Source organism: Blautia sp. DFI.3.45 (assembly GCF_020593505.1).
GTDB lineage: Bacteria > Bacillota > Clostridia > Lachnospirales > Lachnospiraceae > Blautia_A > Blautia_A wexlerae.
Genome location: NZ_JAJDMI010000002.1, coordinates 87,517 through 108,696, shown reverse-complemented (window position 1 = coordinate 108,696; position 21,180 = coordinate 87,517). Strand labels below are relative to the sequence as shown.

Sequence of the window (21,180 nt, the reverse complement as noted above, 5' to 3'; positions counted from 1 at the left end):
GTTCCGAAACTGAGCCCCCAAACATAATTGCTTCCCATGCGTCCCTTCCCCAAAAACATTAAAATTTTCCCTCATCCCGACTTGAAATAAGAAAGCCTCTGACGTATAATAAACCCGAAAGTAGAAAGGCGCTGCTTTTAAGCAGGGTCTTTTTTTACAGATTTTGAATATATAAAAAATTCAGGAGTGAAAAAAGTTATGACCAAGATCAGAACAAGATTTGCACCAAGCCCTACAGGCAGAATGCATGTTGGAAATTTAAGAACAGCATTATATGCATACCTTATTACAAAACATGAAGGCGGAGATTTCATCCTCCGTATTGAAGATACAGACCAGGAACGTTACGTAGAAGGCGCTGTAGATATTATCTACCGTACTCTTGCAAAAACAGGACTTCTCCATGATGAAGGTCCGGACAAGGACAAAGGCTTTGGACCGTATGTTCAGAGTGAGCGTCAGGCACAGGGAATCTATCTGAAATATGCACAGCAGTTAGTAGAACAGGGTGATGCATACTACTGTTTCTGTAAGAAGGAAGAACTGGAAGGTATGAAACGTGTTGTGGCAGGAAAAGAGATTTCCATTTATGACAAACGCTGCCTTAAACTTTCCAAAGAAGAAGTACAGCGTCGTCTTGATGCAGGAGAACCACACGTAATCCGTTTCAATATGCCAACAGAGGGAACTACAACATTCCATGATGTAATCTACGGAGATATCACAGTAAACAATGAGGAACTGGAAGATCTAATCCTGATCAAATCTGATGGATACCCAACTTATAACTTTGCAAACGTAATCGATGACCATTTAATGGAGATCACACACGTAGTAAGAGGTAACGAGTATCTTTCCTCAGCTCCGAAATACAACCGTATCTACGAAGCTTTCGGATGGGATATTCCGGTTTATGTACATTGTCCGTTGATCACAGATGAGACACACCAGAAGCTTTCCAAACGTTGTGGACATTCCTCTTATGAAGACCTGCTTGATCAGGGATTTGTTTCAGAAGCGATCGTCAACTATGTGGCACTTCTCGGATGGAGTCCTTCTGACAACAGAGAGATCTTTACACTGGATGAACTGGTACAGGCATTTGATTATCATCATATCAATAAATCTCCGGCAGTATTTGATATTGCGAAACTTCGTTGGATGAATGGTGAGTATATCAAGAAAATGGATGCGGATGAATTCTATGAGAGAGCACTTCCGTATATGAAAGAGGTTCTGAAGAAAGACTACAATTTCAAGAAGATTGCAGGAATGGTACAGACCAGAATCGAAACATTCCCTGACATACCGGCTCTGATCGACTTCTTTGAGGAAGTACCGGAATATGATTCCGCCATGTACTGCCATAAGAAAATGAAAACAAATGAGGAGACTTCTCTTGCAGTATTAAAAGAAGTACTTCCGGTTCTGGAAGAGCAGGAAGATTATACAAATGATCCGTTATTTGAGACTTTAAGTGCATTTGTAAAAGAGCATGGTTATAAGAACGGATATGTAATGTGGCCTCTGCGTACTGCTGTTTCCGGCAAGCAGATGACGCCGGCCGGTGCTACTGAGATCATGGAGATCATCGGTAAAGATGAAACAATCAAACGAGTAAAGGCAGCTATTGAGAAATTAAGCAAATAAATATGAAGAGAAATCCATCTCAACTTCGGGCAATCACTCACCTGTCAGGACCTATGATGGTTCTGGCAGGTCCCGGCTCGGGGAAAACTTCCGTTATTGTGGAGAGAACTGCATACATGATCAATGAGGGGAAGATACCGGCTTCTTCTATTTTGGTTGTAACTTTTTCCAGAGCAGCGACAACAGAGATGAAAGAACGGTTTTTGAAATTCGTGAGACAAAACAGAAGCGAAGTGACTTTTGGAACTTTCCACGGAATTTTTTATGGGATTCTCAAAGCAGCCTATCATCTGAGTGCGGCCAATATTCTTTCTGAGGAAGAGAAATTCAGTATTCTACGTGAGATGACTGAGAAATATGGACAGGAAATGGCTCAGGAGGGAGATTTCATTGAAGAAGTTGCCAGGGAAATCAGTGTTGTAAAGGGAAATTGCATTTCTCCGGAGCATTATTATTCATCCTGTTGCTCGGATGAGATATTCAGGGACATTTTTCATGGCTATAAGCAGGCTCTGAAGGCGAAACGCAAGTTGGATTTTGATGATATGATCCTCTGCTGCTATGAACTTTTTTCTCAGAGACAGGATATCCTGAATGCATGGAGAAGAAAATTTGTCTACATTCTGGTGGATGAGTTTCAGGATATCAACAGCTTACAGTACAAGATTTTGCAGATGCTGGCGGCACCTGCCAATAATCTGTTTATTGTAGGGGATGACGACCAGTCTATCTATCATTTCCGGGGCGCAAGACCGGAGATTATGTTAAATTTTACAAAGGATTATCCGAAGGCAGAGACAGTCCTTCTGAATGTGAATTACCGGTGCAGTAAGAATATCCTGCGTACAGCCATGGAAGTGATCGGATGTAATACCAGACGTTTCAAAAAGCAACTGGACACTCCAAATGAAGAAGGGATGCCTGTGACGTGCAAGGAATTTGATAATCCAAGAGAAGAGTATATGTGCGTGGTGGCAGCGCTGAAAAAAAGAATGGAGCGCGGTGAGGATCTGCTGAATACAGCGATTCTGCTTCGTACAAATCAGGAATCGGAAGGTCTGATCAATGTGTTGATGGAATATCAGGTTCCTTTTACAATGAAAGAACAGCTTCCCAATCTTTTCCGCCACTGGATCTGCCGGGCGCTTCTGGCTTATCTTGAAATGGCAGCAGGAGACAGGAGCAGGAAGAATTTTCTGGAGATCATGAACCGGCCCAATCGCTATATTTCCAGAGAAGCGTTGAACAGTTCGCAGATTAATTTTAATGAACTTCGGGAATATTATAAAGACAAAGACTGGATGTGCGACAGGATTACCACACTGGAAACGCATCTGAGGATTCTTGGTACTCTTTCCCCTTTTGCTGCGATTAATTTTATCAGAAAAGGAATGGGATTCGAAGAATACTTGCGTGAATATGCACAGTATCGTAAAATAAAACCAGAGGAACTGCTTGAGACCCTGGACCGGATCCATGAGAGTGCAAAAGGCATGAAAACCCTGGCGAAGTGGCAGGCTTACATAGAAGAATATACGAAGCGCCTGAATGAACAGGCAAGGAAACAGCAGGATAAAAAAGAAGGAGTGACTATATCCACACTCCATGCGGTAAAAGGTCTGGAATATGATATTGTGTATATTCTGAATGTTAATGAAGGAAGCATTCCATATCGCAAGGCGGTTCTGGCAGAAGCAGTGGAAGAAGAACGAAGATTGTTTTATGTAGGGATGACCAGGGCGAAAAAGAAGCTGGTGCTTGCCTATGTGAAACGCCAGTATGAGAAGGAACGGGAGCCTTCCCGGTTTCTTGAGGAGACAGGCCTATGAATAAAGGAATTATTTACTGTACAAAAATACGGGAAGAATATGAAGGCGCACATATGGAGCATATGATTGCAGAGAAACTTCTGGAAATCGCACTGAAAAAAGAATATGGAATCAATCTGTACAATGAACCCAGAGCAGAGGGGGAACATGGAAAACCATTCCTTTCCTATCGTCCGTCCCTGCATTATAATATCAGTCATTCCGGAAAATATGTGGTATGTATTCTGGCTGATCAGGAGGTTGGAATTGATGTGCAGATTCATTGCAGAGCCAATTATGAAAGAATGCTCAGACGTATGGTACCCCGGGAACAGTATCTGGAAATTCTCTCAGATATAAATGTGGAAAAGAAATTTTTTGAACAGTGGGTACTGAGGGAAGCTTATATCAAATGGACCGGTGAGGGGCTTTCCAGAGACATGAGGACTATATCCATGGATGAAGGCAGTCATATGCTGCTTGATATGGAAGACGGTTACAGTGGAGCAGTATGGGCAATGAATCCCATGGAAATCAACTGGAAATATGAAGACATCATACTTGGGTAAGACATGAACAGACAAACGAAGAAAGAAATCCGGAGACTGGCAGTGAAGATTCTTGTAGCAGTACTGGCACTTGGACTGGCTTTCTGGGGATATGCTTTCGTATACAGGGGTAAGACGGAACCTCCTGCAAAATATCCGGTAACCAACCAGGATGCTGCAGTGTATTCATTACGTGGACAGATACAGATGCTGTCGCAGCAGGAGGAGTTAAATACCTTTGCCTTTGAGGGCAGAAAAAAAGAAAAAGAGTACGGAACTTATATTATTCCCGGACTGAGATATACAAGAACATTCCTGAATGCAGAGGGTACAAAACAGGCGGTATGTACTTCCATGACTCCTCAGGGACTTGCAGTGACCGATGAGTATGTACTTGTAAGTGCCTATTGTCATACGGAAAAACATAACTCTGTTATTTATGTGATCAACAAAGAAACTCACAGATTTATCAAAGAGGTAGTCCTGCCAGGTCTGCCTCATGTAGGCGGACTTGCCTATGATCAGGAACATGATATGCTGTGGTATTCTTCAAATACCAATGGAATCGCACAGGCGATCAGCATTAAGATGGATGTGCTGCGTGACTATAATTATGCGGATAACCATATGCCTGTGCAGGTAAATCAGACATGTAGTCTTTATGGAATCGTGAGAGATTCTTTTATGACTTTCTATAAGGGGTGCCTGTATGTAGGATGTTTTAACAAATATACAGAGAGCACCATCGCGAGATATGCGGTGGATTCAAAAGGTGATCTGGTGAATACTTTTAATGAGGAACTTGGCATGATGTTTGAAATGGCGGTTCCGCTGGATTATTCTACAATATCAGAACAGGCACAGGGAATGGCTTTTTATAACGATAAGCTGTTGTTGTCTCATTCTTTTGGTATTCTGCCATCCAGGATTGTTTTTTATGAACAGTCGGATAAACGTCTGTATGTCAATGAAAATTCTGCAAGATCATACAGAATGCCTGAGATGATCGAGCAGATTGTTGTAGAGGGGGATGAACTTTACGTACTCTTTGAATCAGGAGCTTATGCGTACAGGGGGTATGCAGGAAATGTGGTAGACCGGGTTCTGAAGCTGAATCTGATAAAAATGGAAGAGTCTTATCAGGAAGAGTACTAAAATCGGTTTGTCCACATATATTAAGTGTAAAGAGGTGAGACATATAGAAGCGCAGCAGATTGAAAACCTGTTTGCCGGAAATATCCGGAATCTTTTAATGGATGCGAAGCTGGATTATGATAAATTATATGAGATACGCCTTCGTGTAGGGCGCCCGTTGTTTTTAACTTATGACGGAGGAGAGTGTTTTCTGCGAAAACCGGGTCAGGAACAGTATCTGGTGACAACGGAAGATCTGAAAGAAACACTGGAATATGTCACAGGATATTCCCTGTATGCTTATGAGGATGAGATCAGACAGGGATTTATCAGTGTTCAGGGTGGTCACAGAGTAGGTGTGACCGGAAAGGTAGTGCTGGATCGGGGCAGGATCATGGGAATGAAATATATTTCCTGCATCAATGTCCGTCTGGCACATGAGATTCAGGGATGTGCGGATAAGGTGATGCCTTATATCCGTACAGAGAAATGGGTTGCAAATACATTGATCATTTCACCGCCAAGGTGTGGAAAGACTACGCTGCTCAGAGATATTATCAGGCAGCTCAGTAATGGATGGGCCAATACCCAGGGTCTGACAATAGGTGTGGTGGACGAGAGAAGTGAGCTGGCAGGCTGTTATCAGGGAATTCCTCAGAATGATCTGGGAATGCGTACAGATGTGCTGGACTGCTGTCCGAAATCAGAAGGTATGCAGATGCTGGTACGTTCCATGTCACCGGATGTGGTTGCAGTGGACGAGTTAGGCTGTGAAGAGGATTTCAAGGCAGTTGACTCAGTGATCCATTGTGGATGTAAGCTGATTGCGACTGCACATGGAAGCTGTCTGGAGGATGTTCTGGATCAGCCATTCTTTTATAAGCTTATGGGCGAGAAAGTATTTGAACGTTATATTATCCTGGACAAAAATGCTCAGGCAGGATGTCTGAAAGCTGTATTAGATGAAAATGGAAAAGTATGCTTAGAACAGTAGGATTGTGTGTAATTGTAATTTCCGGTGTCGGTTGCGGTTTTGCCATGAGCAATGAACTTGGCAGACGCAAAAAGATGATGGAAATGATCTTACGGATGATCATCCTCCTAAGAGGAGAAATACGTTATGGAAATAAATCTCTGTACGATGCCTTTACAGGTGCTTCCGGGAAACTGGAAGGGAAGTACAGAGAATTTTTTATACTTACGGCACAGAAAATGAAAGAAAAAACAGGGGATTCCTTTGGGACAATCTTCAGAGAATCGGCCGGAAAGTGTCTGGATCTGGATTGTCTTTCGCAGGAAGAGAGAGACAGATTTTATTCACTGGGAGATCAGCTTGGTTATCTTGGACTGGATATGCAGCTAAAACAGATGGATCTGATGGAAAAGGAAACAGAATATGCGATCAGGGAACTCAGGAAAGATTTTTGTGAAAAAAGAAAATTATACCGCAGTATGGGAATACTGGGCGGAATATTTGTGGCTGTGTTTTTTTGGTGAGCATGTATTTATAATCTGTTTCTTTACTGTGTAGATTACTGTTTTGCTATATCTGGCAGCAGAAGCCGGAAAGGAGAGACTGTGGAGGTAAGTCTTATTTTTAAAATCGCTGCAGTAGGGATTCTGGTTTCTGTTCTCTGCCAGATCCTAAAACACAGTGGAAGGGATGAACAGGCATTTCTGGTAAGCCTGGCGGGGCTTCTGATGGTGCTGTTCTGGATTGTTCCATATATTTATGAACTGTTTGAAAGTATTCAGCAGTTGTTTGTGCTGTGATTTCAAATCAACTGTTATGGCAGTTGACAGAACAGAAAGAGGTTTGAATGGCATGGATATTGTGAAAGTTTCAATCATGGGTATCTGCGGAATGATGCTTGGTTTTATTCTAAAAGAAACCAGACCGGAATTTGCTGCACTTGTGACCATGATGACGGGTTTTCTGATTCTTGGTCTTGCAGCAGGAAAAGTTTCTTATCTGTTTGAAACCATGAACAGGCTGAGAGAAAGCTTCCCCATAGACAGCAGTTATCTCACAGTTCTGGTTAAGATTATCGGGATTACATATATCGGACAGTTTTCATCTGCAATCTGCAAAGATGCCGGATATCAGATGATCGGAACACAGATCGACCTGTTCTGTAAACTGTCTGTGATGGTTCTGAGTATGCCGGTACTGCTGGCAATTCTGGATACGATTTCGGAGTTTATGATATGAGGCAGGATAAAGAGAGAAGTATCAGGGAACAGGCAGATCTGTGGAAAGGTTACTGGTGTATACTGGCATGTATACTTTTGGTAGGAAGAGTGTCATATCTTACATTCTTTCAGAATCATATAGTATCCGTATATGCCGCTGCGCAGACAGAACAGAAAGAAGATTCTTCAGTACAGATCCTGCAGGAGAATCTAATGGAAGAGATACAGATTGATGATATGCAGAAAATGTTGGATGAGATCATGGATGACCATGTTTTTTCTGTCAGAGAAGCACTGATGAATATCATAAACGGGGAGGAGCCTGTTTCAAAAGAGACTGTACGGAGCTTTTTGTATAGTCTCTTTTTTTCGGATATAGAGAATGAAAAAGGATTAATACTGAAACTTTTACTTGTGATTTTTATTGCAGCGGTGCTGGCGGAGTTTGCTGATGTTTTCGGAAACGGACAGGCTGGCAGTATCAGCTTTTATATTGTCTATCTTGCGCTGTTTACAATGCTTATGGAGAATTTCTCAAGGCTTGGAAGTACGCTTACAAACTGGCTTCTTGGACTGACGGATTTCATGAAAGTTCTGTCTCCGGCTTATTTTATGACAGTGGCTGCATCAACCGGATCATCAACGGCTGCTGCATTTTATGAAGGAATTTTGCTGATGATCTGGGCGGTTCAGTGGCTTCTTGCAAATCTGTTTCTGCCTGCCGTAAACCTGAGTTTGCTTCTGAAAATGGTTAATTATTTGTCAAAAGAGGAGATGCTTACAAAAATGGCAGAACTTTTGGATGTAGCTGTAAACTGGGGGTTGAAAACTCTTCTGGGAGCTATTGTTGGTCTGCAGATTGTGCGGAATATGGTGAGCCCGGTGATGGATGCCATGAAGCGTTCTGCTGTTGGCAAGGCAGCGAGTGCGATTCCCGGCATTGGAAATGCAGTGACCGCTGTAACAGAATTAGTGCTGACCAGTGCAGTGATGGTGCGAAACAGTTTTGGCGCAGTAATCGTGATCCTTCTGTTGCTGATTGGAGCAGGACCGATTATCCATTATGGAAGTCTTTCTCTGGTTTATCGTTTTCTGGCTGCGATTGCACAGCCAATTTCTGACAAAAGAGTTGTGGGAGCCCTGAGTACAATGGGGGAGGGATGTGCAATGCTTTTAAAGCTTTTGCTGACAGCAGAAGTACTTTGCATGCTGACATTCCTGATAGTTGTAGTTTCTGTATCCTGATGAACTGACAGAAAGATTGCCGGAGGAAACATATGAAAGAAGAGCTGTATTTATGGATTCGGAATCTGGCAGTATTTTATATCTTTTTCACTGCGGTTCTGAATCTGATACCTGACCAGAAGTATGAGAAATATGTACGCTTTTTTATGGGCCTGCTGCTGATTTTTATGATGAGTACCCCGATATTTTCCATTCTTGGAAAAGGTTCGGAACTGACGGAAAGTTTTCTGGATAATTTTTCTGAAGAAAACAGAGAGAAAGAACTCCGGGAATTTCAGAATATTCAGAAAGTCTATCTGGAAAAAGGTTACGAACTGGAACTGGAACAGAAAATCCGGGAAACTCTGGAAAAAAGAGGCATAGAAGTATATAAGGTGAAAGTAAATATAGAAGGGGAGGAGACGCAGGCAAACCTTGTACTGAAGACAGAAATTTCTCAGGAGGAGAGAAAGGAGCTTAAAGATGCGCTGGTGGAAGAGTGGGGACTTAAAGAAAACAGAATTTGTATCCAGATTGTCCGAAATGAATCCGGCAAAATGGGGAATCCTGTTGCTCATCGGAGTACTTCTGGCAGTAGCGGCGATGCCTGTATCCAGTAAGCAGCAAAAGAAAAATACGGCAGGAGAGCAGAGTGAAGATATGCAAAAAAGTGTTCTGGAAGAGAAACTTGAAGCATTTCTTGAAAATACGGAAGGGGTGGGAAAGGCACAGGTTATCCTGATGACAGATGAGAAGAAAGACAGGCAGAGCTTCTATAATTCAGAAACCATACAGGTGACCGGTGTTCTGATTTCTGCGGAAGGCGGAGGAAATCCTGTAGTGGTCCAAAATATTCAGGAGGCGGTCATGGCATTATTTCAGGTGGATGCTCATAGAATTAGAATAATGAAAATGAAATGAGGAGATAAATGTGAAAAAAGTCATCGGAAAAAATCAGGTCATTATTACATCGCTGGCAATTCTGATTGCAGTGGCAGGATATCTGAACTTTGCAGATGTAGATCTTGGATTCAGGGATAAGGAGGCAAGTACGGACAGCAGCAGTATCCTTGAAGATGCAGGATATGATCTTACAGATGAAACTGCTCTTCTGGATGAAAATCAGGCAGATGGAGGTCTGACTGATAATAGTCTTACAGACAGTCAGGAAACGGATACTCCCGGGGAGGCTGTGTTTACGGGTTCTACAGGATTTGCCGCACAGGCAAAGATCAGCAGAGAACAGGTGCGCTCACAGAACAAGGCAGATCTGCAGGACATTATCAATAATGAAGAAATTGATGATGAAGAGAAGCAGGAGGCAATACATACGATGGTCTCGATGACAGACCTTTCAGAAAAAGAAGCGGCAGCAGAGCTTTTGCTGGAGGCGAAGGGCTTTAAGAATGTAGTTGTAAATCTTACCGGAGAAACTGCGGATGTTGTGATCCCTGAAGCAGAACTTTCTGATGCACAGAGAGCACAGATTGAAGATATTGTAAAAAGGAAAACAGGAATTGCGCCAGAAAATATTGTGATCACCCCACTGAAGGAGAGTGAAGATGCAGAAGATACAACACAGACAGATGAAACATCAGCAGATACTTCGTATGAGGAAGACAGCGAAACATCAGCACAGCCATATGAGGATACCGCAATCGATACAACTGATATTTATGACTGATATTTTGATATGAATATGCGAACATATATCTTGACAGAAAAGAGGTGCATATACTAGAATAGGAATGCTGTAAAAAAATAGAAAACGTAACTGATACCGGCTGTTGCCGGTGTTTTATGCAAACAATTATAAAAAAGCGCAACAGGAGGCTGAACGTGTCTAAGTATACGAATGAAATAGAAAAAAGAAGAACATTTGCCATTATTTCCCATCCGGATGCAGGTAAAACTACACTGACTGAGAAATTCCTGCTGTATGGCGGAGCAATCAATCTTGCCGGAAGTGTTAAAGGTAAGGCAACAGCCCGCCATGCAGTGTCAGACTGGATGGAGATCGAAAAAGAGAGAGGTATTTCCGTTACTTCCTCTGTTCTGCAGTTTCATTATGATGGTTACTGCATTAATATTCTGGATACACCGGGACATCAGGATTTCTCGGAGGATACTTACCGTACACTGATGGCAGCAGATTCTGCAGTCATGGTAATCGACGGTTCCAAGGGTGTGGAGGCACAGACCAGAAAACTGTTCAAGGTCTGCGTAATGCGCCATATCCCGATTTTTACATTTATCAATAAGATGGACCGCGATGCAAACGACACATTTGACCTTCTTGATGAGATTGAGAAAGAACTTGGCATCGCAACCTGCCCGATCAACTGGCCAATCGGTTCCGGTAAGAAATTCCGCGGTGTTTATGACCGTAATACAGAGAAAATACTTACCTTTTCTGATACACAGAAAGGTACCAAAGAAGGTGTGATCGAGGAAATCCCGTTAAGTGACAGCCGGGCAGATGAGATTATGGATCCGGAGCAGAAAGCACAGCTTCTGGATGAGATTGAGCTTCTGGACGGCGCAAGTGCAGATTTTGACCAGGAGCTGGTAAGCAAAGGTAAGCTGACACCTGTATTCTTCGGATCTGCGCTGACAAACTTCGGTGTGGAAACATTTCTGGAACATTTCCTGAAGATGACAACATCACCGCTTCCGAGAGTGTCTGATATTGGGGAAATTGACCCCATGGATGATGATTTCTCAGCGTTTGTATTTAAAATCCAGGCAAACATGAACAAGGCACACAGAGACAGAATCGCATTTATGAGAATCTGTTCCGGTAAATTTGACGCTTCCCAGGAAGTATATCATGTGCAGGGTGATAAAAAGATGCGTCTGCTTCAGCCGCAGCAGATGATGGCAGAATCCCGCCATGTGGTAGATGAGGCATATGCCGGAGATATTATCGGTGTTTTTGACCCGGGTATCTTTTCCATCGGAGATACAATCTGTGCACCCGGTAAAAAGTTTGCATTCGAAGGTATTCCTACATTTGCACCGGAACATTTTGCGAGAGTCCGTCAGATTGATACTATGAAGAGAAAACAGTTTGTTAAAGGTATCAATCAGATCGCGCAGGAAGGTGCTATTCAGATTTTTCAGGAGTTTAATACCGGTATGGAAGAAATTATTGTAGGTGTTGTAGGTGTCCTGCAGTTTGATGTTCTGAAATATCGTCTGGAAAATGAATATAATGTAGATATCCGTCTGGAAACACTTCCATATGAACATATTCGCTGGATTGCAAATAAAGAAGAAGTAAAAGTGGATAAGATCATTGGAACCTCTGATATGAAAAAAGTTACTGATCTTAAGGGAAATCCGCTGCTCCTCTTTGTAAATTCCTGGAGTGTGGGTATGACAGAGGACAGAAATCCTGGCTTAATATTAACGGAATTCAGTAAATAACCCTTTTCATTTATCTGTCGATTTGGTATAATGAACAAAGATTAAAGAATCCCTCAGGAGGTTTTCAGATGGCAGAGAAAAGAATAACATATAAAATACAGGATTTAGGAGGCATTGGTGAGGTCCAGATTGCAGATGAAGTGGTCGCTATCATTGCCGGACTTGCTGCTACGGAAGTAAACGGAGTTGCTTCCATGGCAGGCAATATCACAAACGAACTGGTAAGCAAACTTGGAATGAAGAATCTTTCCAGAGGTGTTAAGGTTACTGTACTCGAAGGAGTTGTAACAGTAGACCTGAACCTGAATATCGAATATGGTAAGAACATTCTTGAGACAAGTAAGAAAGTTCAGGAGAAAGTAAAATCATCCATAGAGAATATGACAGGTCTTGAGGTTGCAGATGTTAATATTCATATTGCCAGTGTAGATATGGAGAACGAAAAAGGAAAGTAACCCTTTCCTTTTTTGTGTACTTAAGAGATATTTAGAAAGGAAAGCTGTTTATACAGCAAAAATTATGCGAAGAAGAGAGCAGAGAGAACATATTTTTAAATTACTGTTCATGACAGAATTTAATTCAGAGGAAGAGATGAGTGAGCAGCTTTCACTTTATTTTGATACTCTGGAGGAACTTTCAGAGAAAGATCAGGAGTATATGAGCCGGAAATACCGCCATGTACTTGAAAAATTAGACGAGATCGATGCACTGTTAAATGAGACAAGCAATGGCTGGAAGACAAAGAGAATGAGCCGCGTTGACCTGACTGCCCTGCGTCTGGCAGTGTATGAACTGAAATATGACAAAGATGTACCTACAGGTGTAGCTATCAATGAGGCGGTAGAGCTTGCCAAACGTTTTGGCGGTGAGACTTCCGGTTCCTTTGTAAACGGTATCCTTGGCAAGATTGCCAACAGTGAAAGCGAAGAAAAATCAGAATGAAAAACACATATTCTGTAGGTCAGGTAAACCGTTATATCAAAAATATGTTTACCCAGGATTATTTACTGCAGAAGATTTATGTAAAAGGCGAGGTGTCCAATTGTAAATATCATACAAGCGGACACATCTATTTTTCCCTGAAAGATGAGACAGGAACATTGAATTGTGTGATGTTTGCCGGACACAGACGGGGACTTGCATTTGCCATGAAAAATGGCGATAAGGTGATCGTTGGCGGGAGTGTGGATGTATATGAACGCGACGGCCGCTATCAGATGTATGCAAAGGAGATTACCCTGGAAGGTGCAGGAACTCTGTATGAGAGATATCTTGCATTGAAGCAGGAACTGGAAGATATGGGAATGTTTGCACAGGAGTACAAACAGCCCATTCCGAGATTTATCAGACGTCTGGGTGTGGTAACTGCACCGACAGGTGCGGCTGTTCAGGATATCCGCAATATTTCCTATCGAAGAAATCCCTATTTACAGATTATTTTATATCCGGCTCTTGTACAGGGGGCGGGTGCGGCAGAAAGTATTGTAAAAGGAATACAGATGCTTGATAAGACAGATGTGGATGTGATCATTGTGGGAAGAGGCGGCGGCTCTATTGAAGATCTCTGGGCGTTTAATGAAGAAATCGTGGCCAGAGCTATTTTTGAGTGCAGTACACCCATTATTTCCGCAGTAGGTCATGAAACGGATTTTACGATTGCTGATTTCGTTGCTGATCTGCGAGCTCCTACTCCTTCTGCTGCGGCAGAGCTTGCGGTGGATGATTACAGAAGTGTGATTGAAGCAGTAAGTATTTACAGGCAGCGGTTATATCGTGCAATGAGTGGTAAAACGGATCTGTACCGCAACAGACTGGAGCATTTTCAGACAAAATTTGCTTATCTGAGTCCGGAGAACAGACTGCGGGAGCAGAGACAGCGTCTGGCAGATCTGGAGAATGCTGTACAAAATGGAATGAACAGGAAACTTCAGGATGAGAGACACAGATTGTCTGTTTATCTGGAACGTTTTGCAGGACTTTCCCCTTTAAAGAAACTGAATCAGGGATATTCTTATGTGGCAGATAAATATAAAAAGACATTGACAAGTGTAGAACAGGTACAAAATGGGGATACCATTTATATATCTGTGACAGACGGTACGATAGAAGCAGATGTTACAGGTACGGTGAAGGAGGAGAGAATCTATGGCGAAGAAAGAAAACTGTGAGCAGTTACAGGAGGAGAAATCTCTGGAAGAGATGTTTGCAGAACTGGATCTGCTGGCTGAAAAACTGGAAAACAGAGACACATCGCTGGAGGACTCTTTTATACTGTACAGACAGGGCATGGAACTTTTGAAACTTTGCAGCGGGAAGCTGGATACAGTGGAGAAGAAAATGCTGCAGCTTAATGAGGATGGTACATTTAGTGAATTTTCAAGATGAATTAGCAAAGAGAACGGAAGAAACAGAGAAAGTGATCAGAAGCTTTCTGCCTGCAGAGGCGGGATTCGCCGGAACAATGGCTCAGGCTATGAATTACAGTATGCTGGCAGGAGGCAAGCGCCTTCGGCCAATGTTGATCCGGGAGACATATCGCCTGTTTGATGGTAAGGAAGAAGTTGTAAAACCGTTTATGGCAGGAATGGAGATGATCCATACTCATTCCCTGATCCATGACGATCTTCCTGCACTTGATGATGATGATTACAGGCGCGGCAGACTGACTACACATAAGGTATATGGGGAAGCCATGGGGGTGTTAAGCGGTGTTGCGCTGCTTAATTACGCATACGAAACCATGTTTCAGGCATTTGCCCTGGCAAAAGAGCAGGATCGGGTAATCCATGCGTTGAGAGTGGTCTCACAGAAAACAGGCATTCATGGAATGCTTGGAGGACAAAGTGTTGATGTGGAAAATGACGGAAAGCCCCTTGAAAAAGAGATGCTTGACTATATTTACAGAAATAAGACGTCAGCATTGATCGAAGCCTCCATGATGACAGGCGCAATTCTTGCAGGAGCAAATGAGCAGGAAGTATCTGCAGTGGAGAAAGCTGCCGGAAATATAGGACTGGCTTTCCAGATTCAGGATGATATTCTGGATGTGACCAGCACTGCAGAAGAACTGGGAAAACCTGTACACAGTGATGAGAAGAATAATAAAGTTACTTATGTGACTCTTTTTGGAACAGAGAAGGCTGCTGAACAGGTGGAAGAACTCTCAGAAAAGGCAATCGATCTGCTGAAGAGTCTGAATAAAAATAACGAGTTTCTGTATTTGTTAATTGAAAAATTAATAAACCGCAGAAAATAAAGGAAGGATACAAATGATTCTGGAAAAGATTAAGAAACCCAATGATATCCATAAGATACCATTGGAAGATTTCGAGCCTCTGGCAGCGGAGATCAGGGACTTTTTAATCCGGTCAGTAAGTCAGACAGGCGGACATCTTGCTTCAAATCTGGGAGTAGTGGAACTGACTCTGGCTCTTCATAATGTGCTGGATTTTCCGGAAGACAAACTAATCTGGGATGTAGGACATCAGGCATATACACATAAGATTCTTACCGGAAGAAAAGATGAATTTAAGAATCTGCGACAGGAAGGTGGATTAAGCGGTTTTCCTAAGAGAAGTGAGAGCCCCTGTGATGCATATGATGCAGGACACAGTTCCAATTCAATTTCGGCAGGACTGGGATATGTGCATGCCAGAGATATTCTGGGACAGAAGCATCATGTGGTTTCTGTGATCGGAGATGGTGCTCTCACCGGAGGAATGGCGTATGAGGCATTAAATAATGCTGCAGAGTTAAAGACAAATTTTATTATTATCATAAATGACAATAATATGTCCATTTCCAGAAATGTAGGAGGCATGTCCACTTATCTGAGTGCACTGAGAACTGCAGAAGCTTATACAGGAATGAAGATGGGTGTGACAAAGGCACTGAAGAAGGTTCCGAAGGTAGGGACTGCTCTGGTAGATACTATGAGAAAAACCAAAAGCAGTGTCAAGCAGCTTTTTATTCCGGGAATGCTGTTTGAAAATATGGGGCTGACATATCTGGGACCTGTTGACGGTCATAATATGCGTCAGATGATGAAACTCTTTAATGAAGCAAAACGGGTAGAGGGACCGGTAGTTGTTCATGTCCTGACAAAGAAAGGCAGAGGATACGAACCTGCAAGTGCCCATCCGGACAGGTTTCATGGAACAGGTCCTTTTGATATTAAAACAGGCCGGGTACTTCAGAAGAAAACAGTGCCGGGTTATACAGATGTTTTTTCCAAAGCACTGGTCTCTCTTGGTGAGAAAAATAAAAAACTGACAGCTATTACCGCAGCCATGCCGGATGGAACCGGACTTGTGGAATTCTCCAGGAGATTTCCGGACAGATTTTTTGATGTGGGAATCGCAGAGGAACATGCGGTGAGTTTTGCGGCGGGTCTGGCTCTTGGCGGCCTGGTTCCTGTTGTTGCCATCTATTCATCTTTTCTGCAGCGTGCTGTAGATCAGATCCTGCATGATGTATGTATGCAGAAGCTTCATGTGATTTTTGCTGTTGACAGGGCAGGGCTTGTAGGCGCAGACGGGGAGACGCATCAGGGCTGCTTTGATCTGTCTTATTTGTCCATGATGCCGAATATGACTGTTCTGGCACCGAAGAATGACAGAGAACTGGAAGAGATGCTTGCATTTGCGGTAAGCTTTGACGGACCGATTGCAATCCGCTATCCGAGAGGCAGTGCGCATCAGGGGCTTCAGGAATATCAGGCACCTGTGGAATATGGCAGAAGTGAGATTATCCGCAAAGGAAAAAAAATCGCTGTGCTGGGAGTGGGAAGTATGATCCCGTCCTGCATGGAAATCTGTAAAGGACTGAAAGATGACGGCTATGATCCTACTTTTGTAAATGTCAGATTTGTGAAACCACTGGATGTGGATCTCCTTGATGAACTGGCAAAGGATCACAGTCTGTTTGTGACAGTAGAAGAGAATGTGAAAAGCGGCGGATACGGAGAGCATGTGTCTGCTTATATGGAAGCCTGTCATCCGGAAATAAGAGTGTTGTCGGCAGCTGTCTGGGATCGTTTCGTACCCCAGGGAAATGTAGAAAGCCTGCGTAGCCGGATTGGACTTGGAGTGGAAGACATAAGACAGGCAATAGAAGATAGTGAGGAATTAAGAGAGCAATGAAGAAACGTTTGGATATGCTTATGATGGAACGCGCCCTTGCGCCATCCCGCGAGAAAGCAAAGGCATTCATCATGGCAGGCGATGTATATGTTGATGGTCAGAAAGAAGATAAGGCGGGAACCATGTTCCCGGAGACTGTAAAGATTGAGGTCAGAGGAAACACTCTTCCGTATGTAAGCCGCGGTGGGCTGAAACTTGAAAAAGCTATGAAAAACTTTGATGTCACATTGGATAGTAAGGTCTGTATGGATGTAGGTGCGTCCACCGGAGGGTTTACAGATTGTATGTTACAGAACGGGGCAGTAAAAGTTTATTCCATTGATGTAGGATATGGACAGCTTGACTGGAAGCTTCGTAACGATCCGCGTGTAGTCTGTATGGAGAAAACCAATATCCGCTATGTGGTACCGGAGGATTTGGGAGAACCGGCAGATTTTTCATCAATTGATGTGTCCTTTATTTCTCTTACAAAAGTACTGCTTCCTGTAAGAAATCTCCTTACAGATGAGGGTGAGATCGTATGTCTGATCAAGCCGCAGTTTGAGGCGGGGAGAGAGAAAGTCGGAAAGAAGGGGGTTGTAAGAGATCCTGCTGTTCATCAGGAAGTGATCGAAAAAGTGCGCGATTATGCCATGAGTATTTTTATGGAGCCATGTCATCTTTCTTTTTCGCCAATTAAAGGACCGGAAGGAAATATCGAATATCTTCTTCATCTGAAAAAACATCCGGAAGGTACCGGGGTTACCGACAGCCTGAAGGTATCTGTAGAAGCTGTTGTGGCAGAGGCTCATGGACAGTTGGATTAAAAAGGCTGAGTCAGGAAGAAACTATGGACAGGTTTTATATTATTACAAACAGTGACAAGGATAAAAAACTTGAAATCACAGAAAAAATCGCAGATTATCTGAAAACACATCACAAAAACTGTGAAGTACAGCAGGCAGAAAGGAAACATGAGGGTTCCTTTCATTATACAGATCCTGATAAGGTTCCGGACGATACACAGTGTATTATTGTTCTGGGAGGAGATGGCACACTTCTTCAGGCAGCAAGGGATGTGGTGCATAAGGAAATTCCTCTTCTTGGAATCAATCTGGGAAATCTGGGTTTTCTTGCAGAAGTGAATCAGACCTCTCTGTACAGTGCTCTGGATCAGCTAATGGCGGATGATTACGAGGTAGAAGAACGCATGATGCTGGAAGGAAGGGTGTACCGCGGCAGAAAACTGATCGGACAGGATATTGCATTGAATGACATTGTGATTGGCAGAGACGGTCATCTCCGCGTGGTCCGGTTTAAGAATTATGTAAATGATGTTTATCTTAACTCTTATAATGCTGATGGAATTATTATTTCAACACCTACCGGATCTACCGGATACAGTCTGTCAGCGGGAGGACCTATTGTATCGCCCAATGCCGCCATGACGATCATGACTCCCATAGCACCACACACACTGAATACAAGAAGCATTATTTTTCCTGCGCAGGATGTGATCACTGTAGAGATAGGAAAAGGAAGACACTGTGACTGTGAAAAGGGAATCGCATCTTTTGACGGAGATACATTTATCCCCATGGTCACCGGTGACTGCATTCAGATCCGGCGGGCAGATGTAAAGACAAAGATTCTGAAGCTGAACCATTTAAGTTTTGTTGAGGTATTGCGCCGGAAGATGAGAGACAGCTGATCAGCAGGAGGAAATAAGGTGAAAGTTGCGAGACATGAGAAAATTATTGAACTGATTCATCAGTATGATATTGATACACAGGAAGAGCTGGCCTCCAGACTTAATGAGGCAGGATTTAAGGTGACACAGGCGACTGTATCCAGAGATATTCGTGCTCTCAAGCTGACAAAAGTGGCAGGAAAGGACGGAAAGTCCCGTTATGCAATTATTAATAATGAATCAGGAAGTCTTGGAGAAAAATATACAAGAGTACTGGAAGATACCCTGCTTTCTATTGATGTGGGACAGAATATCATTGTGATCAAAACCGTTTCCGGAATGGCCATGGGCGTGGCAGCAGCCCTGGATGCGTTGAAATGGCCGGAAATACTGGGATGTATTGCAGGTGATGACACTATTATGTGTGTTGCAAAGACTGCAGACATGGCACTGGGAGCAGCAGAGAAACTGAGAAGTTTTGTCAGATTGAATAAGTGATCCCACGAGTAACTGCTCAATACCTTTGCAGTTACGATCCTGAACTTTTAACATTACAAATGACTTGATTATGGAGGCAATAAATGTTAGCTCATCTGCATGTGAAAAATCTTGCACTGATAGAAGAAATAGAAGTAGAATTTGGTCCCGGACTGAATATCCTGACCGGTGAGACCGGAGCAGGTAAATCTATCCTTCTGGGGTCTATGCAGCTGATCCTGGGTGCAAAAACTTCTAAAAATATGATAAGGGAAAATGCATCCTATGCACTTGTGGAGCTGCTTTTTCAGGTAGAAAACGAGAAAGCACTGGAGACACTGAAAGCACTGGATATCTGTCCGGAAGATGGACAGGTACTTCTGTCCAGAAAAATCATGGATGGAAGAAGCATCAACAAGATTAATGGAGAGACAAGTACTGTAGGTCAGATGAAGGCCGCTGCTGCATGCCTTTTGGATATCCATGGACAGCACGAGCATCAGTCACTTCTGTATCAGGATAAGCAGCTTGCAATCCTGGATGCATATGGAAAAGAAAAAATCCTTCCTGCAAAGGAGAAAGTATCTCTGGCATATAAAGAATACAGCAAATGCAAAACAGAACTTGGTTCCATGAATATGAATGAGGAGCAGAGGAATCGTGAGCTGGCTTTTCTGGAGTTTGAGATCAAAGAAATCGAGAAAGCAAATCTGCAGCCGGGAGAGGATGAGGAACTGGAAGCCCGGTACAGAAAAATGAGCAATGAAAAACTCATCGTTGACTCCCTGCAGCTTGTACATAATCTCACAGGCTATGAAAGCAAGGAAGGCGCCGGAGAGACTGTCGGAGAGGCATTAAAGGAATTCTCTCATGTAACACAGTATGATCCGGAGCTTACACCTCTTGCAGAGACACTTACTTCTGTAGACGGTCTTCTGAATGATTTTAACAGAGAATTATCCGCTTATCTGGACGAGCTGACCTTTGATGAAGGAGAGTTTTATGAGACAGAGAGAAGACTGGATCTGATCAATGGACTGAAGGCAAAATATGGACGTACCATTGAGGAAATTTTCACATATCGCAAACTTCAGGAAGAAAAACTGGAAAAATTACATAAATATGAAGAAAATTTACAGGAATTAAAGGAGCATCTCAGAGAACTGGAAAATATTCTTGAGAAAAAGTCGGATGAATTAGCAGAAATCCGTAAAGAATACAGTAAACAGCTTGAGCAGAAGATTATTCAGGGATTGAAGGATTTAAACTTCCTGGATGTGAATTTTGCCATTGATTTCCGGAAAAAGAAAAACTACACAGATAATGGAACCGATGATATCCAGTATCTCATTTCTACAAATCCTGGAGAAACTCTGAAGCCACTGGGACAGATCGTATCCGGCGGTGAGTTGTCTCGAATCATGCTTGCATTAAAGGCAATCCTTGCAGACAGAGATGAGATTGAGACATTGATCTTCGATGAGATCGATACTGGTATCAGTGGAAGAACTGCACAGAAAGTCTCTGAAAAGATGGCAGTGATCGGACAGCATCATCAGGTACTCTGCATCACGCATCTGCCGCAGATTGCAGCTATGGCAGACAGTCATTTTGAAATTGAAAAACATCTGCAGGGAACTGAGACTATTACCCAGATTCATGTGCTTAAAGAACATGATTCCATCCGCGAACTGGCAAGACTGTTAGGTGGTGCAGAAATTACACCTGCAGTTTTTGAGAATGCGAAAGAGATGAAAGAATTGGCACAGAAACAAAAAAATACAAGATTTAAATAAAATAATTGACCACATACTAAGAGAGGATAATCTTTGTGACGGATTGTTCTCTCTTATTTTTGTACCTTTCGGGTTTACTGTGATGGGAAGTGTTTTATGGCAATTTCACAG

At 42.8% G+C, this 21,180-nt stretch carries 23 protein-coding genes; all 23 read left to right on the top strand.

What is annotated here, in order from left to right; all coding sequences use genetic code 11:
• The first annotated feature begins 198 nt into the window (after positions 1-198).
• Positions 199-1,650 (top strand): glutamate--tRNA ligase, encoded by a 1,452-nt coding sequence (gene gltX, locus LJE09_RS01275; protein WP_227310922.1) that lies wholly within the window; start codon positions 199-201, stop codon positions 1,648-1,650.
• Positions 1,651-1,652: 2 nt separating this feature from the next.
• Positions 1,653-3,479, top strand: coding sequence for an ATP-dependent helicase (locus LJE09_RS01270; protein WP_227310921.1), 1,827 nt, complete (start codon positions 1,653-1,655; stop codon positions 3,477-3,479).
• On the top strand, positions 3,476-4,027 hold the full coding sequence (locus tag LJE09_RS01265; RefSeq protein ID WP_008704112.1) for a 4'-phosphopantetheinyl transferase family protein: 552 nt from the start codon (positions 3,476-3,478) through the stop codon (positions 4,025-4,027). Before LJE09_RS01270 ends, LJE09_RS01265 begins: the two co-directional genes overlap by 4 nt.
• Positions 4,028-4,030: 3 nt before the next feature.
• Positions 4,031-5,161: a hypothetical protein gene (locus tag LJE09_RS01260; protein WP_025577324.1), complete on the top strand. Its 1,131-nt coding sequence runs from the start codon at positions 4,031-4,033 to the stop codon at positions 5,159-5,161.
• Positions 5,162-5,195: 34 nt separating this feature from the next.
• On the top strand, positions 5,196-6,134 hold the full coding sequence (spoIIIAA, locus tag LJE09_RS01255; RefSeq protein WP_227310920.1) for a stage III sporulation protein AA: 939 nt from the start codon (positions 5,196-5,198) through the stop codon (positions 6,132-6,134).
• Positions 6,119-6,637, top strand: coding sequence for a stage III sporulation protein AB (locus tag LJE09_RS01250; RefSeq protein ID WP_008704109.1), 519 nt, complete (start codon positions 6,119-6,121; stop codon positions 6,635-6,637). The genes spoIIIAA and LJE09_RS01250 overlap by 16 nt, the downstream gene beginning before the upstream one ends.
• A gap of 81 nt (positions 6,638-6,718) precedes the next feature.
• Positions 6,719-6,913 carry a stage III sporulation protein AC gene (spoIIIAC, locus tag LJE09_RS01245; RefSeq protein WP_008704108.1) on the top strand — a complete coding sequence of 65 codons (195 nt, stop codon included), beginning with the start codon at positions 6,719-6,721 and terminating at the stop codon, positions 6,911-6,913.
• Positions 6,914-6,965: 52 nt separating this feature from the next.
• The gene (locus LJE09_RS01240; protein WP_020994071.1) at positions 6,966-7,352 is read left to right on the top strand and encodes a SpoIIIAC/SpoIIIAD family protein; all 387 of its coding nucleotides are present in this window, start codon (positions 6,966-6,968) and stop codon (positions 7,350-7,352) included.
• The gene (locus LJE09_RS01235) at positions 7,349-8,578 is read left to right on the top strand and encodes a stage III sporulation protein AE (protein ID WP_227310919.1); all 1,230 of its coding nucleotides are present in this window, start codon (positions 7,349-7,351) and stop codon (positions 8,576-8,578) included. The genes LJE09_RS01240 and LJE09_RS01235 overlap by 4 nt, the downstream gene beginning before the upstream one ends.
• Positions 8,579-8,610: 32 nt before the next feature.
• Positions 8,611-9,177 (top strand): stage III sporulation protein AF, encoded by a 567-nt coding sequence (locus LJE09_RS01230; protein ID WP_008704104.1) that lies wholly within the window; start codon positions 8,611-8,613, stop codon positions 9,175-9,177.
• Between the two features lie 40 nt (positions 9,178-9,217).
• Positions 9,218-9,478 (top strand): hypothetical protein, encoded by a 261-nt coding sequence (locus LJE09_RS01225; RefSeq protein WP_227310918.1) that lies wholly within the window; start codon positions 9,218-9,220, stop codon positions 9,476-9,478.
• A 10-nt stretch (positions 9,479-9,488) separates the two neighbouring features.
• Positions 9,489-10,241, top strand: coding sequence for a SpoIIIAH-like family protein (locus tag LJE09_RS01220; RefSeq protein ID WP_020994069.1), 753 nt, complete (start codon positions 9,489-9,491; stop codon positions 10,239-10,241).
• Positions 10,242-10,396: 155 nt separating this feature from the next.
• Positions 10,397-11,986, top strand: coding sequence for a peptide chain release factor 3 (locus tag LJE09_RS01215; RefSeq protein ID WP_008704101.1), 1,590 nt, complete (start codon positions 10,397-10,399; stop codon positions 11,984-11,986).
• Positions 11,987-12,054: 68 nt separating this feature from the next.
• The gene (locus LJE09_RS01210; protein WP_008704100.1) at positions 12,055-12,441 is read left to right on the top strand and encodes an Asp23/Gls24 family envelope stress response protein; all 387 of its coding nucleotides are present in this window, start codon (positions 12,055-12,057) and stop codon (positions 12,439-12,441) included.
• Between the two features lie 64 nt (positions 12,442-12,505).
• Positions 12,506-12,928, top strand: a complete 423-nt coding sequence (nusB, locus tag LJE09_RS01205; RefSeq protein ID WP_008704098.1) for a transcription antitermination factor NusB — start codon at positions 12,506-12,508, stop codon at positions 12,926-12,928.
• Positions 12,925-14,154, top strand: a complete 1,230-nt coding sequence (gene xseA, locus LJE09_RS01200) for an exodeoxyribonuclease VII large subunit (protein ID WP_195382732.1) — start codon at positions 12,925-12,927, stop codon at positions 14,152-14,154. Before nusB ends, xseA begins: the two co-directional genes overlap by 4 nt.
• Positions 14,132-14,371: an exodeoxyribonuclease VII small subunit gene (gene xseB, locus LJE09_RS01195; protein ID WP_008704094.1), complete on the top strand. Its 240-nt coding sequence runs from the start codon at positions 14,132-14,134 to the stop codon at positions 14,369-14,371. The genes xseA and xseB overlap by 23 nt, the downstream gene beginning before the upstream one ends.
• Positions 14,355-15,242: a polyprenyl synthetase family protein gene (locus LJE09_RS01190; RefSeq protein WP_227310917.1), complete on the top strand. Its 888-nt coding sequence runs from the start codon at positions 14,355-14,357 to the stop codon at positions 15,240-15,242. Before xseB ends, LJE09_RS01190 begins: the two co-directional genes overlap by 17 nt.
• A gap of 13 nt (positions 15,243-15,255) precedes the next feature.
• Positions 15,256-17,127 carry a 1-deoxy-D-xylulose-5-phosphate synthase gene (gene dxs, locus LJE09_RS01185; RefSeq protein WP_227310916.1) on the top strand — a complete coding sequence of 624 codons (1,872 nt, stop codon included), beginning with the start codon at positions 15,256-15,258 and terminating at the stop codon, positions 17,125-17,127.
• Complete coding sequence (locus LJE09_RS01180; protein WP_008704090.1) at positions 17,124-17,933, top strand: TlyA family RNA methyltransferase; 810 nt, start codon at positions 17,124-17,126, stop codon at positions 17,931-17,933. The genes dxs and LJE09_RS01180 overlap by 4 nt, the downstream gene beginning before the upstream one ends.
• Positions 17,934-17,956: 23 nt before the next feature.
• Positions 17,957-18,817, top strand: a complete 861-nt coding sequence (locus LJE09_RS01175) for an NAD(+)/NADH kinase (RefSeq protein WP_062807870.1) — start codon at positions 17,957-17,959, stop codon at positions 18,815-18,817.
• Positions 18,818-18,835: 18 nt separating this feature from the next.
• Positions 18,836-19,294, top strand: a complete 459-nt coding sequence (gene argR, locus LJE09_RS01170) for an arginine repressor (RefSeq protein ID WP_062807869.1) — start codon at positions 18,836-18,838, stop codon at positions 19,292-19,294.
• 83 nt (positions 19,295-19,377) lie between these two features.
• Positions 19,378-21,069 carry a DNA repair protein RecN gene (recN, locus tag LJE09_RS01165; protein ID WP_227310915.1) on the top strand — a complete coding sequence of 564 codons (1,692 nt, stop codon included), beginning with the start codon at positions 19,378-19,380 and terminating at the stop codon, positions 21,067-21,069.
• Positions 21,070-21,180 lie beyond the last annotated feature (111 nt).